Source organism: Streptomyces sp. NPDC043685 (assembly GCF_056436585.1).
This window is the reverse complement of sequence record NZ_JBWKCH010000009.1, coordinates 1-14,440: the sequence shown is the minus strand read 5'-3', so window position 1 is coordinate 14,440 and position 14,440 is coordinate 1. Positions and strand designations below refer to the sequence as shown.

Here is a 14,440-nt window from a genome sequence, read left to right as displayed (position 1 = left end):
GGACCAGCCCGGCGCACGGGGGCGCGGCGCGTCACGTGTCTCCGGCCGCTTCCCGGTACAGCCGCCGTGCCTCCGCGCCGAGGACCACGCTGTAGGAGACCCCGGCGGTCGTCCCGCCCTGGTCGTGCCCGCCGAGGACGCCGACGACCTGCCCGTCCCCGTTCACCCAGGGGCTGCCGCTCGTGCCCCCGCTGAAGCCGGGGCAGGCGATGCGCTGCTGGGTGCGGCTGTGCGCGGCGGGCTTGGCGGTGCAGCTGACGGGCGTCTCGCGCGCGTCGGGATACCCGGTGACGGTCACCGCGGTGGCCCCCGTGGCCGTACCGGTCGTGAACCGGTTCCCGCCGACGACGTCCTGGACCTCCACCCCGCCCCGCGGCGCGAGCCGGGCGAAGCCGACGTCGCTGTCCTCGTGCCGTCCCTCGACCCACCCGCGGGGCAGGTAGCGCCGCCGCACCGGCCACTCCCCGTACGGCGCGCGGCCGTTGCGGTACCCCGGCACGAAGAGCAGGCCGCCGTCGCCGCCCAGGCAGTGCGCCGCGGTGACGATCAGGTCCCGGCGCGGCGAGCCGACCACGGACGCCGTGCAGAAGTGCCCGCCGGGCAGGCGGGCCGCCCGGTCGGCGGGGACGAGCACCCCGACCCGGGGGGTGCGCGCGGTGACGGTCACGCCGAAGGGCCCGGCCCCGTCGTCGGCGGTCGCGGCGGACGCGGTGATGAGGGCGACGAGGACCACGGCGATGGACAGGACGCGCTTCACCGGAGCGACTGTGCCCGACGAAGGTGAGAGGAACGTCAGACGCCGGCCCGTCCGGCCCGGGCCGGCCACAGGCGTGGGCTCGTCGGCTCCTCCGGCACCCGCCACAGCCGCCGGACCGTCAGCGGGTCACCGGCCGCACGGGAGCGGCCGGGTCAAGCCGCGCCCATCGCCCCGCCATCGAGCCGTCAGCGATCGGTAAGCGCCAGCCCCCCTTCGGTAAGGCGGAAGTCAGGATTCCGATCACCGTCTTGTTGTCACGTACTCAACAAGCGAGGGTCGTCGCGGGTCGCCGCCCCCGCCGGGAATCACACCGGCGGTCCCCCACCCGCAGGCCTCTGCCCCACCACTGCCAGGAGGCTGTACCTTGCGCACACCCACCGACTCCCCCGCCCCCCGCCGCAGATGGCGCCGCACGGCGTCCGCCGCCACCGCCGCCGCCGCACTCCTGCTCACCGGCCTCACCACCGCCGCCCACGCCCAGGCCGCGGACACGAGCACCTCCTCCCAGGTGACCTGGACCCGCTCCTGCGCCCTGCCCCGCCACACCGACGAGATGGCCTGCAACGCCCTGCGCGTCACGGGCGGCCGCACCGCCTTCCAGCGACAGCACGGCATAGCGGCCAAGGCCGCCGAGGCCACCTCCCCGTCCGGCTACGGCCCCTCCGACCTGCGCAGCGCCTACGGCCTGACCTCCGCCGCCACCGGCAACGGCTCCGGCCGGACCATCGCCATCGTCGACGCCTACGACGACCCCAATGCCGAGTCCGACCTCGCCGCCTACCGCTCGCACTACGGCCTGCCCGCCTGCACCACCGCGAACGGATGCTTCAAGAAGGTGAGCCAGACCGGCTCCACCACCGCCCTGCCCGCACCCGACAGCGGCTGGGCCGGCGAGATCTCCCTCGACCTCGACATGGCGAGCGCCGTCTGCCCGAACTGCCGCATCACCCTGGTCGAGGCCAAGTCCGCGTCCATGGCCAACCTCGGCACCGCCGTCAACGAGGCCGTCGCCCTGGGCGCGAAGTACGTCTCCAACAGCTACGGCGGCGGCGAGTCCTCCTCCGACGCCTCGTACGACTCCGCCTACTTCGACCACCCGGGCGTCGCCATCACCGTCAGCGCGGGCGACGCGGGCTACGGCGCCGAGTACCCGGCGGCCTCCAGGTACGTGACGTCCGTCGGCGGCACCGCCCTCACCCCCTCCTCCTCCACCACCCGCGGCTGGACCGAGAGCGTCTGGCGGACCAGCAGCACCGAAGGCACCGGCTCCGGCTGCTCCGCCTACGACACCAAGCCCGCCTGGCAGACCGACACCGGCTGCGCCCGGCGCATGATCGCCGACGTCTCGGCCGTCGCCGACCCGGCCACCGGCGTCTCCGTCTACGACACCTACGGCGCCGACGGCCAGGGCTGGGCCACCTACGGCGGCACCAGCGCCTCCGCCCCGATCATCGCGGCCGTCTACGCCCTCGCGGGCACCCCGTCCAGCGGCTCCTACCCGGCGAAGTTCCCCTACGCGAACACCACCGCCCTGAACGACGTCACCAGCGGCAGCAACGGAAGCTGCGCCACCGCCTACTTCTGCACCGCCCGGACGGGCTACGACGGCCCGACCGGTCTGGGCACCCCGAAGGGGCTGGTCGCCTTCACCGGCTGACACCTCCCGCTCGTGACAGAACGTCACCGAGCGCCGCCATCCGGGGCCGTGGGGCCCCGGAACCGGCCGAGGGCGAACGGGCCGCGGCAACCCAGCCGCGGCCCGTTCGCCTTGCCAGGTAGCCTTCACCCGGGGAACACCGGGGCGACCACTCACCCGACCGGCCGTCAGAAAACAGCCGGTAAAGGTGAGAAAGGCCGCAAGAGGGCACAACGACGGAACCACACACCAGGTTCCGCTCAGGCCTCATTGCCCGGCGTGACCTGCCGTGATACACAGAGTGACCATACGATCCTTCGCACACCACCCGTCGCCTCCCCTAGGGCCCGGCGCGGATCGGTGGCAAGGTATTCGTACGGAACCCGCCCATCAATGACGCCAAGTCGACATACGACAGCGTCATTGTCGGCGAGAATGAGGCCTGACCTCTGCATGACCGCAGAGGATGCGAACTACCCAACAGGGGCGGTGACTTACATGCTCTTTGCGGCCGACAAGGGTGACATCAACACCATCATCGGCGGGATCGCTCCGGACTGGGGCCCCTTCGGCAGCCTGGGCAACGAGGCGAAGGTGATGATCGAGGTCGTGATGGCGGTGGCCATCCTGCTGTGCCTCGGCATCGCCATCTGGGGCGCCGCCAAGCAGCGCATCGGAGCCACCGCACTGCGCGACACCTTCAGCGCGGAGCAGGGCAAGGGCCTCATCATCGCGGGCCTGACAGGCGTCTTCATCATCGGCTCGCTCGGCACGCTGTTCACCATCGTGTACGGCATGGCCGTGTAGCCGGGGCACCGTCCGCCCGGCCGGTCACGCCCGGCTCCTTCTCCCGCTCCATCCCACCCGCCCGTCGTGCCCACCGGCTGAGGTTGCGTTTCCCTGATGTCGAGTCACCACACCGCGCCCGCGCGGGAACCAGCACGGCTACCGTCGTACGAGGAGTATGAGAAGTACGACCGGTACGAAGTGTTTCCGCACGACGTCGAGGGGGCGTACGCGGCATGAGTCTGGGTGACGACCACGAGTCCTCCGGTGGCTACGCGGGCACGGGCCAGACCCGCACCCGCCTGCCCGAGTCCGGCGACGCCTTCGGCGAGCCCCGCCGCCGCGGCTCGTCCCGCAGCCTGGTCACGGTGGTGGGCGTGGTGGTCCTCCTGATCGCAGCGATCGCCTTCGCGAACCGGGGGGGTGGTGACACCGAGACCGGCGGCTCGGGCGGGGACAAGGCCGAGAGCTCGGCGACAGCGCCCACGGGGAAGCAGCCGGTGAAGTCGAAGACCGGCGACATCGCCACGGGCTACGCCCATTCGGAGCAGGGCGCCCAGTCCGCGGCCACCAATTACGGAGTAGCCCTCGGGTCGGCCGACATGTACGACCTCGACAAGCGACACGCGATCGTCAACACCGTGTACGCCCCCGATGTCGCCGCCACCCAACTGCCCGCGTTCGACCAGGTGTACTCGCAGGAGAGCTTCCTCGAGAAGATCGGCCTCAACAAGGACGGCACCGCGCCGAGCGGCCAGACGTTCGTCTCACGCGTCGTCCCGGTCGGCACCAAGGTCACCTCCTACAACGACACCACGGCCTCGGTCGCCCTCTGGTACACGTCCCTCTTCGGCCTCTCGGGCGAGGGCTCCAAAAACCCCGTGACCGAGAGTTGGTACACCACGACCTACCAGCTGAAGTGGGTCGACGGTGACTGGAAGGTCACCGACTCCACCCAGAAGGACGGCCCGGTCCCGGTCGGGCGCGACCAGAGAGCCTCCACCGCGGAGGACATGAGCAAGGCCGTCGAGGAGTACGGAGGGTTCACCTATGCCCGGTAGGCATCGCGTACTCACACTCGGCGCCGCGGTCGCGGCGGTGCAGACGGCCACCGTCCTGCTGGCCACTCGCGCCTTCGCCGCCCCCACTCCGTCCCCCACACCCAGCAACAGCGCCTGCGACCTCCTCAGGGGCGAGGCCCGGGAGATCTGTGAGGGCGACACCGGCAGTGGCGGAGGCGGCGGCACCTCGCGGCTCGACCCCACCTCCACCCTCGACCCCCTCTCCTCCCTGGCCAAGGGCTGCGCCGACGCCGCCTCCTGGACCGTCGACAAGCTCAGCGACGCCGTGAAGGAGACCGCCAACGTCGACTTCACCAACCCCAAGTTCCTCCAGCAGTACGCCGTCGTCTTCGCCGCGTCGACGATCCTCACGCTCCTGCTCTGGCTGCTCGCCGTCGCCAAGCGAGCCGTGCGCGGCGTACCCCTGACCACCGCCCTGTCGGAGGCCATCGGCTTCCTCTGGCTGACCGTCCTCGCCTCCGCCTTCACCCCGCTGATCCTCTACACCGTCGTATCGGCGACCGACGGCGTCACCGAGGTCCTCGCCAAAGCCACCGGCGACCAGACCGACGCCTTCTTCGGCACCTTCTCCGAGGCCCTCAAGAAGGGCGAGGACATCGGCGGCGGCCCGATCATGCTGATCGTGGTCTCCCTGGTCAGCATCCTCGCCGCCGGCGTCCTCTGGCTGGAGCTCGTCATCAGGGCCGCGCTCCTCTACGTCGGCGCCCTCCTCGGCACCGTCGTCTACGCCGGTCTCGTCGACAAGAACCTGTGGGGCCACGTCCGCCGCTGGGCCGGCATCATGATCGCGGTCATCCTCATCAAGCCGGTCATCGTCATCGTCCTCGGCCTGGCCGGCGCGCTCTCCGCCGACGACGGCCCCAACGCCTTCTCCGCGGTCGTCTCCGGCCTCGCCATCATCCTGCTCGCCATCTTCGCCAGCGCGATGATCTACCGCTTCGTCCCCGGCTTCGGCGACGAGATCGCCGGCTCCCGCAACAACCGCCTCATGCAGGGCGCCGAGAGCAAGGCCGCCGCGGTCATCAGCTCCCCGGCCTCCCTGGTCGCGCAGGGCATCAAGACCCACAGCACCCGCGCCGACCACAACGGCGGAGGCAGCCAGTCCTCCGCCCCCCGCCCCAGCAACCCCGCATCCGGCGGAGTCGCCGCGCACAGCGGGCGTCCCTCGAACGGCGGCGGCGGATCTGTCCCCTCCGCCGCACCCGCCCCCCGTTCGAGCAGTCCCGTCAACACTCCCCACGCCAGCAACACCCGCAACAGCAGTACCAATCGCACGGGAGGTGAAGGGCGTTGACGACCGAGTCCCACGTGTCCCATCCGGTCACGCCCCGCCGGACATATCTGATCGGCCGCGCCCGGCCGAACGCGATCATCGGCCGCAACCGCGAGACCGGTGAGATCGCCCTGATCGTCGTGGGCGCGTTCCTCGGCATGATGTGCGGGCTCCTCGTCCCGGTGCTGTCCCTGCGCATCGTGCTGCTCGCCGGGTTCCCGATGCTGGCGCTGGCCGCGGTGTACGTGCCCTACAAGCACCGCACCTTCTACAAGTGGTTCGAGATCAACCGCAGCTACAAGCGCACCCTGAAGCGGGGCACCGCCTACCGCTCCGCCGTCATCGAGGCCGGCACCCGGCTGGACGGCCGCGAGGTGGAGATCGGCCCGCCCCCCGGCATCGGCCGCATCACCTGGCTGGCCGCCCCCTTCGGACCCGACGAGATCGCCGTGCTCCTGCACGCCGACCGCAAGACCGTCACCGCCGCCATCGAGATCGAGGGCCCGGGCGTCGGCCTGCGCGACAGCGAGGACCAGGAGGCCCTGGTCGACCGCTTCGGCACGCTGCTCAAGCACGTGGCCAACGGCGACGGCTTCGTCACCCGGCTCCAGATGCTGGCCCGCACCCTCCCGGCGGACCCGGACGCCCACGCCAAGGACGTCGCCGTCCGCGGCGACGACAAGGCCCTGCCGTGGCTCCAGGAGTCCTACGACCAGCTCCAGTCGATGGTGTCCACCAGCAGCGAGCAGCACCGCGCCTACCTCGTCGCGTGCATGCACTACACCCGCGACCTCGCCGCCGAGGCCAACGCCATGGCCCGCGCCGCCCGCGCCCACGGCGGCAAGGTCGACCGCGACGCCGGACTCGCCGTCGTCATGGCCCGCGAGCTCACCGACATCTGCTCGCGCCTCCAGGAGGCCGACATCCGCGTACGCCAGCCCCTCGGCCAGAGCCGGCTGTCCTCGCTGATCCACTCCATGTACGACCCGGACCACCCCATCGACCACATCCAGGCGATGACCAAGCGCAACGCCTGGCCGGCCGAGCTGGACGCCATGGAGCCCACCTACCTCCAGGCCAAGACCCGCGAGTCCTCCACCCGGGCCCCCTGGTGCCACGCCACCGCCTGGGTGAAGGAGTGGCCGATGACCCCCGTCGGCGTCAACTTCCTCGCCCCGCTGCTCGTCCACACCCCGGACGTCATCCGCACGGTCGCCGTCACCATGGACCTCGAACCCACCGAGGTCGCCATCGAGCGCATGCTCACCGAGAAGACCAACGACGAGGCCGAGGCGTCCCGCGCCGCCAAGATGAACCGCACGGTCGACCCCCGTGACGTGGCCGCCCACTCCCGGCTCGACCAGCGCGGCGAGGACCTCGCCAGCGGCGCCGCCGGCGTCAACCTCGTCGGCTACATCACCGTCAGCTCCCGCTCCCCCGAAGCCCTCGCCCGCGACAAGCGCACGATAAGGGCCTCGGCCGGAAAGTCGTACCTCAAGCTCGAATGGTGCGACCGCGAGCACCACCGCGCCTTCGTGAACACCCTTCCCTTCGCCACCGGCATCCGGAGGTAGGACCTGATGCGGGATCCGCTGTCCGTCCTCACCGAGGCCTTCACGTCCTTCCTCTTCGGGAAGGTCGAGACGACCCGGCTCCCGGTGCGCACGTCCACGGGCCAGGCCCAGGCCGTCTACCTCCCGACCGCCGCCCCCGGCCTCGGCGACTCGGGCGTCATCATCGGCCGCGAGGTTTACTCCGGCAAGGGCTACATCTACGACCCCTTCCAGCTCTACGGCCAGCAGCTCCCGGCCCCCCACTGGCTGGTCCTCGGGGAGTCCGGCAACGGCAAGTCGGCGCTGGAGAAGACGTACGTGCTGCGCCAGCTCCGCTTCAAGGACCGCCAGGTCGTCGTCCTGGACGCCCAGGGCGAGGACGGCGTCGGCGAGTGGAACCTCATCGCGCAGGAGCTGGGCATAACTCCCATCCGCCTGGACCCGATGGCGGCCCTGGACATGGGGATCCGCCTCAACCCGCTCGACCCCGCGATCACCACGACGGGCCAGCTCGCGCTGCTCCGCACGATCATCGAGGTCGCCATGGGCCACGGCCTGGACGAGCGCTCCGGCTTCGCCCTCAAGGTCGCCCACGCCTACGTCAACGCGACGATCACCGACCGCCAGCCGGTCCTGACCGACATCGTCGAGCAACTGCGCCACCCCGAGCCCGAGTCGGCCGAGGCGATGAACGTCGCCATAGACGACGTGCGCGCCTGGGGCCTCGACGTCGCCCTGGTCCTGGACCGCCTGGTCGACGGCGACCTGCGCGGCATGTTCGACGGCCCCACCACGGTCGGCATCGACCTGGACGCCCCGCTCATCGTCTTCGACCTGTCCCACATCGACCGCAACTCCATCGCCATGCCCATCCTCATGGCGATCGTCGGCGTGTGGCTGGAGCACACCTGGATCCGCCCCGACCGGAAGAAGCGCATCTTCCTGGTCGAGGAGGCCTGGCACATCATCAACAGCCCCTTCGTCGCGCAGCTCTTCCAGCGCCTGCTGAAGTTCGGCCGACGCCTGGGCCTGTCGTTCGTGGCGGTGGTCCACCACCTCTCCGACGTCGTCGACGGCGCTGCGGCCAAGGAGGCCGCCGCGATCCTGAAGATGGCGTCGACCAGGACGATCTACGCCCAGAAGGCCGACGAGGCCAGAGCGACGGGACGGGTGCTGGGGCTGCCCAGGTGGGCGGTGGAGATCATCCCGACGCTCACCCCCGGCATCGCCGTCTGGGACGTCAACGGCAACGTCCAGGTCGTCAAACACCTGGTCACGGAGACCGAACGCCCCCTGGTCTTCACCGACCGCGCGATGACCCAGTCCTCCGCCGACCTCGCGGACGACGCCCTGCACGCCGCCGAACTCGAGGCGGAGGAACGGGCCGCGGCCTTCGTGGAGCACCACCTGGGCGACTCCGAATCGACGGTGGCGTAGGCACAGGGGAGCACGCGTGAGACCGGACGACCGCCCCACCCAGCGCGGCCCCCAGGGAGGCATCCCGGACGGCCTGCTGGTCGGCATACTCGCGTTCCTCCTCGGCATGACCGTGCTGGTGTGGACGGCCACGGGCCTGTCCGCCGTGTTCGCCCACGGTCACTGGCCGTCCGGCGTCACCTTCGCCCGGACGCCACTGGCCATGCGCGGCCTCATCGCCCAGCCCCACGACGTCCCCGGCGCCTGGCCCGACACACCCCCCGGCGAGCTCTCCGGCTACGGCCTGTTCTGGGGCCTGTTCATCGGCCAGCTGATGATCCTGGTCGTCCTGACGGTGTTCGTCATGGGCACCCTGGCCCGATGGCGCGCGGTCCGGGCGCGACGGCGTCAGGAGAGGATCCTGACCGCGCAGGACCAGCCGGCTCCGACGGCGGCGGCCGTGCACGAGACCCCCGCACCGCCACAGGGCCCCGGCCCCACGACGGCGCGACACGAGGTGCCGACACCCCGCTCGCACCCGCCCCGGACGGCAACCGGTCCGGCTGCGTCAGCGACCGCCCCCACCACACCCCCGGTGCCCCTGTTCGGCCAGGAACGGCCGGGCACCCGGGAGAAGATCCTCGTGGCCCCCAGGGAAACCCGCCGCACGACCGCCGCCCAAGCCGTGCGCGACGCGGAGGGCCCCGCCCTCGTCGTCACGTCGAACCCGCTCCTGTGGCAGGACACCAAGGACGCCCGAGCCAAACTGGGCCCCACCCACCTCTACGACCCCGCCCACCTCTGCGACACCCCGGCCCGCCTCCACTGGTCCCCCACGGCCGGCTGCGAGGACAAGGACACGGCGGCCGCCAGAGCCACCGCCCTCCTCACCCCCGTACGCCCCACCGCCAAACTCGACCAGGCCCTCACCGACACGGCGGCCACACTCCTGCGCAGCTACCTGCACGCCGCCGCCATCGACGGCCGCACCATCCGCCACGTCCACCGCTGGTCCCAGGGCACCCAGATCCAGGACGCCGTACGCATCCTGCGCACCAGCCCCAAGGCCGCCCCCGGCAGCGCCGGTGAACTCGAAGGCGCCCTCACGGCCCACCCCGAACGCCGCGACATGGCCCAGCAGCTGACCACCCGTGCCCTCGCTGCCCTGTCCACGGTCAACATCCGCGAAGCCTGCACTCCCAACCGAACTGATGCCCTCGCCTTGGATTCCTTCGTCCACGAAGGGGGCACGCTTTACGTGGTGGGGGAATCCATCGAGGACCCCAGGACGCACCCGGGCGCCATGCCCTTCCTGACGGCCCTCGTCTCGAGCGTGGTCGAGCGCGGCCGGCACATGGCCGAACGGTCATCGGCCGGTCGCCTCGACCCACCAATGACGCTCGTCCTGGACGACGTCGCGGCCGTGGCCCCGCTTCCCCAACTCCCGGAGCTGCTGGCCACCGGAGCGGACCGGGGCATGCCGACCCTGGCCCTGCTCCGGTCCCGCGAACAGGGCCGCGCCCGCTGGCCGCACGACGAACTGCCCGTCTAGGCGCCGTCACTCCCGCTCGAGGACGAACTCCAGCTCGCGCTCCCCCGCGTCCCCCAACGGCACCGTCACCCCGCTCGGCAGGAACCCCACCCGCCGGTAGAACCGCTGCGCCCGCCCGTTCTCCTCGTGCACGATGAGCCGCACCCGCTCCAGACCGCGCCCCCACGCCCACTCCAGGGCCGCGTCGAACAGCACCTCGGTCAGCCCGCTCCCCCGCTCCTCGGGCCGCACGAACACCCCGACCACATGCCCCTGCTTCCGCTCCACCGGGAAGCCGGCCCAGTCGGTCGTCCCGGGCTCCTCCACGAGCACGGTCAGCGTCGCCACCCACCGCCCGTCCGGCCCCGCGGCGATGATCTGCTGCCGCGCCTCCACCCCCTCGGCGGCCCCGGCCGTCCGCTCCCGCCAGTAGGAGTCCGGCCGGGCAGCGGCCTCCTCGTACGTCTCCAGGAACGCCAGGTGCGCCACCGGGTCCCGCAGCGCCGCCAGCCGCAGCTCCTTCGCCGCAGGCCACTCATCAGCACAGACGGACCGGATCACATAGCTCATGCGGCCACGGTAGTACCCGGGTACGACGCCCCTCACCCCGATTACCCCGCCGGTCCGACGCCCGCGGCCCCCGCGCCCACGAGCATCGAAGCATGCTGACGGCACACGAACTCACCAAGCGCTACGGCGACCGGACGGTCGTCACGGACCTGTCCTTCACCGTCCGCCCGGGGACGGTCACCGGCTTCCTCGGCCCGAACGGCGCCGGCAAGTCCACGACCATGCGCATGCTCCTGGGCCTCGACGCCCCCACCCGCGGCCACGCCACCGTCGGCGGCCGCTCCTACGCCGCCCACCCCGCACCCCTCACCGAGGTCGGCGCGCTGCTGGAGGCCCGCTCGGTGCACCCCGGCCGCACCGCCTACCACCACCTGCGCGCCCTCGCCCTCACCCACGGCATCCCCCGCTCCCGCGTCGAGCACGTCCTCGGCCTCACCGGCCTGACCGGCGTGGCCCACCGCCGCGTCAAGGGCTTCTCCCTCGGCATGGGACAGCGCCTCGGCATCGCCGCGGCCCTCCTCGGCGACCCGGCCGTGCTGATCCTCGACGAACCGGTAAACGGCCTCGACCCGGAGGGCGTCCTGTGGATCCGCACCCTCCTCAAGTCCCTCGCGGCGGAAGGCCGCACGGTCCTCGTCTCCTCCCACCTGATGAGCGAAATGGCCCTCACCGCCGAGCACCTGGTCATCATCGGCCGCGGCCGCCTCCTCGCCGACACCACGGTCACCGACTTCGTCCACCACTCCGGCGCGGGCACCACCAAGGTCGTCACCCCGCAGGCCCCGGCCCTCGTACGCCTCCTCACCGCCCCCGGCGTCGACATCACCACCGACACCCCCGGCACCCTCCACATCCGCGGCACCGACGCCGAACACATCGGCCGCACGGCAGCCGCCCACGCCATCCCCCTCTACGAACTGACCCCCTGTGCCACCTCCCTGGAGGAGGCCTTCATGGACCTCACCCGCGACGCGGTGGAGTACCCGGCGACCCCGCAAGGAGCAGCGGCATGACCACGGCGCCCCTCCCCCACCGCGTGACCCCGGCCCGCGTCCTGCGCTCCGAGTGGCACAAGTTCTGGACCCTGCGCTCCACCTGGATCACCCTCGTCGTCACCAGCGCCCTCACCACCGCCATGGGCGCGGGCCTGGGCGCCGCCTACGACGGCACGGGCGAAGGCGGCCTGGACACGGTCGTCTTCGTCCTCCTCGGCACCCAGTTCGCCCAGATCAACCTCGGGGTGCTCGGCATCCTGGCCACGGCCGGCGAGTACTCCACCGGCCAGATCCGCGCCACCATGACCGCCGTCCCGCGCCGCCTGCCCGTGCTGTGGTCCAAGGCCGCCGTCCTGGCCGCGGTCGCCCTGCCCCTCACCCTGGCGACGAACCTCCTGACCTTCCCCCTGGCCCAGCTCTTCCTCTCCGGCACCGACCAGTCCGCCTCCCTCGGCGACCCGGGCGTCCTGCGCGCCCTCGCGGGCAACGCGGCCGGCCTCACCCTCCTCGCCGTCCTGGCCCTGGCCCTCGGCGCCCTGCTCCGCTCGGTCCCCACCGCCATCGGCGCCTTCATCGGCCTCGTCATGATCCTCCCGGAGATCCTGGCCATGCTCCCGTACGCCCTGGTCGACGACGCCGTCCGCCACTTCCCCGGCAGGGCCCTGGAAGCCCTCACCACGGCCCAGCCCCTGCCCGGAGCCACCTCCCCGGGAGCGGCCCTGTCTGCCATGCTCCTGTGGACCGCGACGACCCTCGCACTGGCGGCCCTGGTCCTGCGCCGCCGAGACGTATGACGCCCGGCACCGGATCCCTCACGATGGACCCCGTGACGCGAGACCGGGCGCCGGAGCCCCTCACCGAATACGCCCAGCGCCTCACCCACAAGGTGCGCGCCTTCGACCGGCGCCACCCCCTGCTGTGGGACCTGCACTTCACCGGCTTCTGGGTGACCGCGGCCCTGATCGACTACGCCGGCGGCGGCTGGCGCCACAACGCCCACCAGCTCGTCCTCCCCGGCTGGCTGCTCCTCACCCTGAGCCTCGGCCTCTCGGTCCCGCTCCTGTGGCGCCGCACCCACCCCGCGGCGGCCCTCGCCGCCATGGTCCCGTTCACCCTCGTCGACGCATGGACCGGCGCCGCCCTCCAGGCGGCCCTGCTCCAGCTGGTCCTCGTCTACCACCTGGCGCTGCGCCGCCCCCTGCGCAGCCTGTGGTGGGCGACGGCCCTGGTGATGACCCCGGTCCTCGTCTCGGCCCTGCGCCACGGGGAGGGCAGCTGGGACCAGCAGATCGGATCACACCTGATGTCCACCGCGGTGGCGGCCCTCATCGGCATCACGGTCCGCACCCGCCGCGGTTACACGGCGGCCCTGGAGGACAGGGCCCGCCGCCTGGAGACCGAACGCGATCAGCAGGCCCAGCTCGCCACCGCCGCCGAACGCGCCCGCATCGCCCGCGAGATGCACGACATCATCGGCCACAACCTCTCCGTCATCACCGGCCTCGCCGACGGCGGCCGGTACGCCGCCGCCAAGTCGCCCGAACGGGCCGCCCAGGCCCTCGACGCCATCGCGACCACCAGCCGCCAGGCCCTCACCGAACTCCGCCGTCTCCTCGACGTGCTGCGCGAGGAGGACAAGCCCCGCGCCGACCTGACCCCCCAGCCCGGCCTCACCGACCTCGACCGGCTCCTCGACGGGGTGCGCTCCGCCGGCCTCCCCGTCGGCATCACCACCCACGGCAGCCCGGCCCTCCCCCCGGGCCGCCAGCTCACGGTCTACCGGGTCGTCCAGGAAGCCCTCACCAACACCCTCAAACACGCCGGCCCCGACGCCACAGCGGAGATATCCCTCTCCTACGAGGAGAAGGGAGCCGTCACCGTCACGATCACGGACACCGGCACGCGTCCGGGCGGCCCTCCCGGCGGAACCTCCCGGGACGGCCGCGGACTACCCGGAATGCGCGAGCGAACCGCCTTGTACGGCGGCACACTTGAGGCCGGCCCCCGCCCCCACCCGGAGCAGGGCTGGCGTGTCCGCCTACATCTCCCGGAGGAATCCCCCCAGTGACCACGGTCCTCATCGCCGACGACCAGCCACTGCAACGCTTCGGCTCCCGCATGCTGCTGGAGAGCCAGGACGACATGACGGTCGTGGGCGAGGCGGCGAACGGCAGCGAAGCGGTCCGCATGGCGGCCGAGCTCCACCCCGATGTCGTCCTCATGGACATCCGCATGCCCGGCCTCGACGGCATCGAGGCGACCCGCCGCATCACCGCCGCCGGCGACCGCACCCGCATCCTGATCGTCACCACGTTCGACCTGGACGAGTACGCCTACGCCGGCCTCCGCGCGGGCGCCTCCGGCTTCCTCGTCAAGGACGCCCAGCCCGAGGAACTCCTCGCCGGCATCCGCGCGGTCGCCACGGGCGACGCGGTGGTCGCCCCCAGCCTGACCCGCCGCCTCCTCGACGCCTACGTCCACCACCTGCCCACCGGCCCCGGCGCGGAGAACGGCACGGAGGAGGATCCCCGCCTGGCGTCCCTCACCGACCGGGAACGCGAGATCCTGACGGTCATCGGCCGGGGCTGGACGAACACGGAGATAGCCACGCGGCTCCATCTGGCCGAGTCGACGGTGAAGACCCATGTGGGCCGCATCCTGGCGAAGACGGGGTCCCGGGACCGCATCCAGGCGGTCATCCTGGCCTATGACACAAAGCTGGTTCAGCCGTCGTAAAAAGGGTCCGGAAACGCAGAAAGCCCCCGCATCCGAAGATGCGGGGGCTTTCTATAAAAATTGTTCGGCGGCGTCCTACTCTCCCACAGGGTCCCCCCTGCAGTA

The 14,440-nt window shown here is 71.9% G+C and carries 13 protein-coding genes; 11 read left to right on the top strand and 2 right to left on the bottom strand.

Annotated elements, in window-relative coordinates:
- Positions 1–31: 31 nt before the first annotated feature.
- The gene (locus tag AC0665_RS27595; protein WP_478607457.1) at positions 32–757 is read right to left on the bottom strand and encodes a trypsin-like serine peptidase; all 726 of its coding nucleotides are present in this window, start codon (positions 755–757) and stop codon (positions 32–34) included.
- Positions 758–1,121: 364 nt separating this feature from the next.
- On the opposite strand from AC0665_RS27595, the gene AC0665_RS27590 reads away from it, so the two are divergent.
- The 7 genes from AC0665_RS27590 to AC0665_RS27560 all read left to right on the top strand — a co-directional run bounded on the left by AC0665_RS27590 (position 1,122) and on the right by AC0665_RS27560 (position 10,055).
- Complete coding sequence (locus AC0665_RS27590) at positions 1,122–2,414, top strand: S53 family peptidase (protein WP_478607455.1); 1,293 nt, start codon at positions 1,122–1,124, stop codon at positions 2,412–2,414.
- 477 nt (positions 2,415–2,891) lie between these two features.
- Positions 2,892–3,200: a hypothetical protein gene (locus AC0665_RS27585; protein WP_003991275.1), complete on the top strand. Its 309-nt coding sequence runs from the start codon at positions 2,892–2,894 to the stop codon at positions 3,198–3,200.
- Between the two features lie 215 nt (positions 3,201–3,415).
- Positions 3,416–4,240, top strand: coding sequence for a DUF8175 domain-containg protein (locus tag AC0665_RS27580; protein ID WP_478509670.1), 825 nt, complete (start codon positions 3,416–3,418; stop codon positions 4,238–4,240).
- Positions 4,230–5,555, top strand: coding sequence for a hypothetical protein (locus AC0665_RS27575; protein ID WP_478509671.1), 1,326 nt, complete (start codon positions 4,230–4,232; stop codon positions 5,553–5,555). The genes AC0665_RS27580 and AC0665_RS27575 overlap by 11 nt, the downstream gene beginning before the upstream one ends.
- Positions 5,552–7,108, top strand: a complete 1,557-nt coding sequence (locus AC0665_RS27570; RefSeq protein WP_468412107.1) for an SCO6880 family protein — start codon at positions 5,552–5,554, stop codon at positions 7,106–7,108. The genes AC0665_RS27575 and AC0665_RS27570 overlap by 4 nt, the downstream gene beginning before the upstream one ends.
- A gap of 6 nt (positions 7,109–7,114) precedes the next feature.
- On the top strand, positions 7,115–8,524 hold the full coding sequence (locus AC0665_RS27565; protein WP_468412108.1) for an ATP-binding protein: 1,410 nt from the start codon (positions 7,115–7,117) through the stop codon (positions 8,522–8,524).
- Positions 8,525–8,540: 16 nt separating this feature from the next.
- The gene (locus AC0665_RS27560; RefSeq protein ID WP_478705980.1) at positions 8,541–10,055 is read left to right on the top strand and encodes a type IV secretory system conjugative DNA transfer family protein; all 1,515 of its coding nucleotides are present in this window, start codon (positions 8,541–8,543) and stop codon (positions 10,053–10,055) included.
- Positions 10,056–10,061: 6 nt separating this feature from the next.
- On the opposite strand, the gene AC0665_RS27555 is transcribed toward AC0665_RS27560, so the two are convergent.
- Positions 10,062–10,604 carry a GNAT family N-acetyltransferase gene (locus AC0665_RS27555; RefSeq protein ID WP_478705979.1) on the bottom strand — a complete coding sequence of 181 codons (543 nt, stop codon included), beginning with the start codon at positions 10,602–10,604 and terminating at the stop codon, positions 10,062–10,064.
- A 92-nt stretch (positions 10,605–10,696) separates the two neighbouring features.
- Between AC0665_RS27555 and AC0665_RS27550 the strand changes: the two genes are divergently transcribed.
- From AC0665_RS27550 to AC0665_RS27535, 4 genes are read left to right on the top strand one after another with little or no spacing between them, the layout of a single operon-like run.
- Complete coding sequence (locus tag AC0665_RS27550; RefSeq protein ID WP_478607450.1) at positions 10,697–11,617, top strand: ABC transporter ATP-binding protein; 921 nt, start codon at positions 10,697–10,699, stop codon at positions 11,615–11,617.
- On the top strand, positions 11,614–12,393 hold the full coding sequence (locus AC0665_RS27545) for an ABC transporter permease (protein ID WP_478705978.1): 780 nt from the start codon (positions 11,614–11,616) through the stop codon (positions 12,391–12,393). Before AC0665_RS27550 ends, AC0665_RS27545 begins: the two co-directional genes overlap by 4 nt.
- A 23-nt stretch (positions 12,394–12,416) precedes the next feature.
- Positions 12,417–13,667: a sensor histidine kinase gene (locus AC0665_RS27540; RefSeq protein ID WP_478705977.1), complete on the top strand. Its 1,251-nt coding sequence runs from the start codon at positions 12,417–12,419 to the stop codon at positions 13,665–13,667.
- Positions 13,664–14,335: a response regulator gene (locus AC0665_RS27535; RefSeq protein ID WP_468412120.1), complete on the top strand. Its 672-nt coding sequence runs from the start codon at positions 13,664–13,666 to the stop codon at positions 14,333–14,335. Before AC0665_RS27540 ends, AC0665_RS27535 begins: the two co-directional genes overlap by 4 nt.
- The last annotated feature ends 105 nt before the right edge of the window (positions 14,336–14,440 follow it).

Excerpts from the sequence above, each read along its gene's own strand:
- AC0665_RS27585 (WP_003991275.1), top strand. The coding sequence starts at position 2,892 with ATGCTCTTTGCGGCCGACAAGGGTGACATCAACACCATCATCGGCGGG.
- AC0665_RS27580 (WP_478509670.1), top strand. The coding sequence starts at position 3,416 with ATGAGTCTGGGTGACGACCACGAGTCCTCCGGTGGCTACGCGGGCACG.
- AC0665_RS27575 (WP_478509671.1), top strand. The coding sequence starts at position 4,230 with ATGCCCGGTAGGCATCGCGTACTCACACTCGGCGCCGCGGTCGCGGCG.
- AC0665_RS27565 (WP_468412108.1), top strand. The coding sequence starts at position 7,115 with ATGCGGGATCCGCTGTCCGTCCTCACCGAGGCCTTCACGTCCTTCCTC.
- AC0665_RS27555 (WP_478705979.1), bottom strand. The coding sequence starts at position 10,604 with ATGAGCTATGTGATCCGGTCCGTCTGTGCTGATGAGTGGCCTGCGGCG.
- AC0665_RS27550 (WP_478607450.1), top strand. The coding sequence starts at position 10,697 with ATGCTGACGGCACACGAACTCACCAAGCGCTACGGCGACCGGACGGTC.
- AC0665_RS27545 (WP_478705978.1), top strand. The coding sequence starts at position 11,614 with ATGACCACGGCGCCCCTCCCCCACCGCGTGACCCCGGCCCGCGTCCTG.
- AC0665_RS27540 (WP_478705977.1), top strand. The coding sequence starts at position 12,417 with ATGGACCCCGTGACGCGAGACCGGGCGCCGGAGCCCCTCACCGAATAC.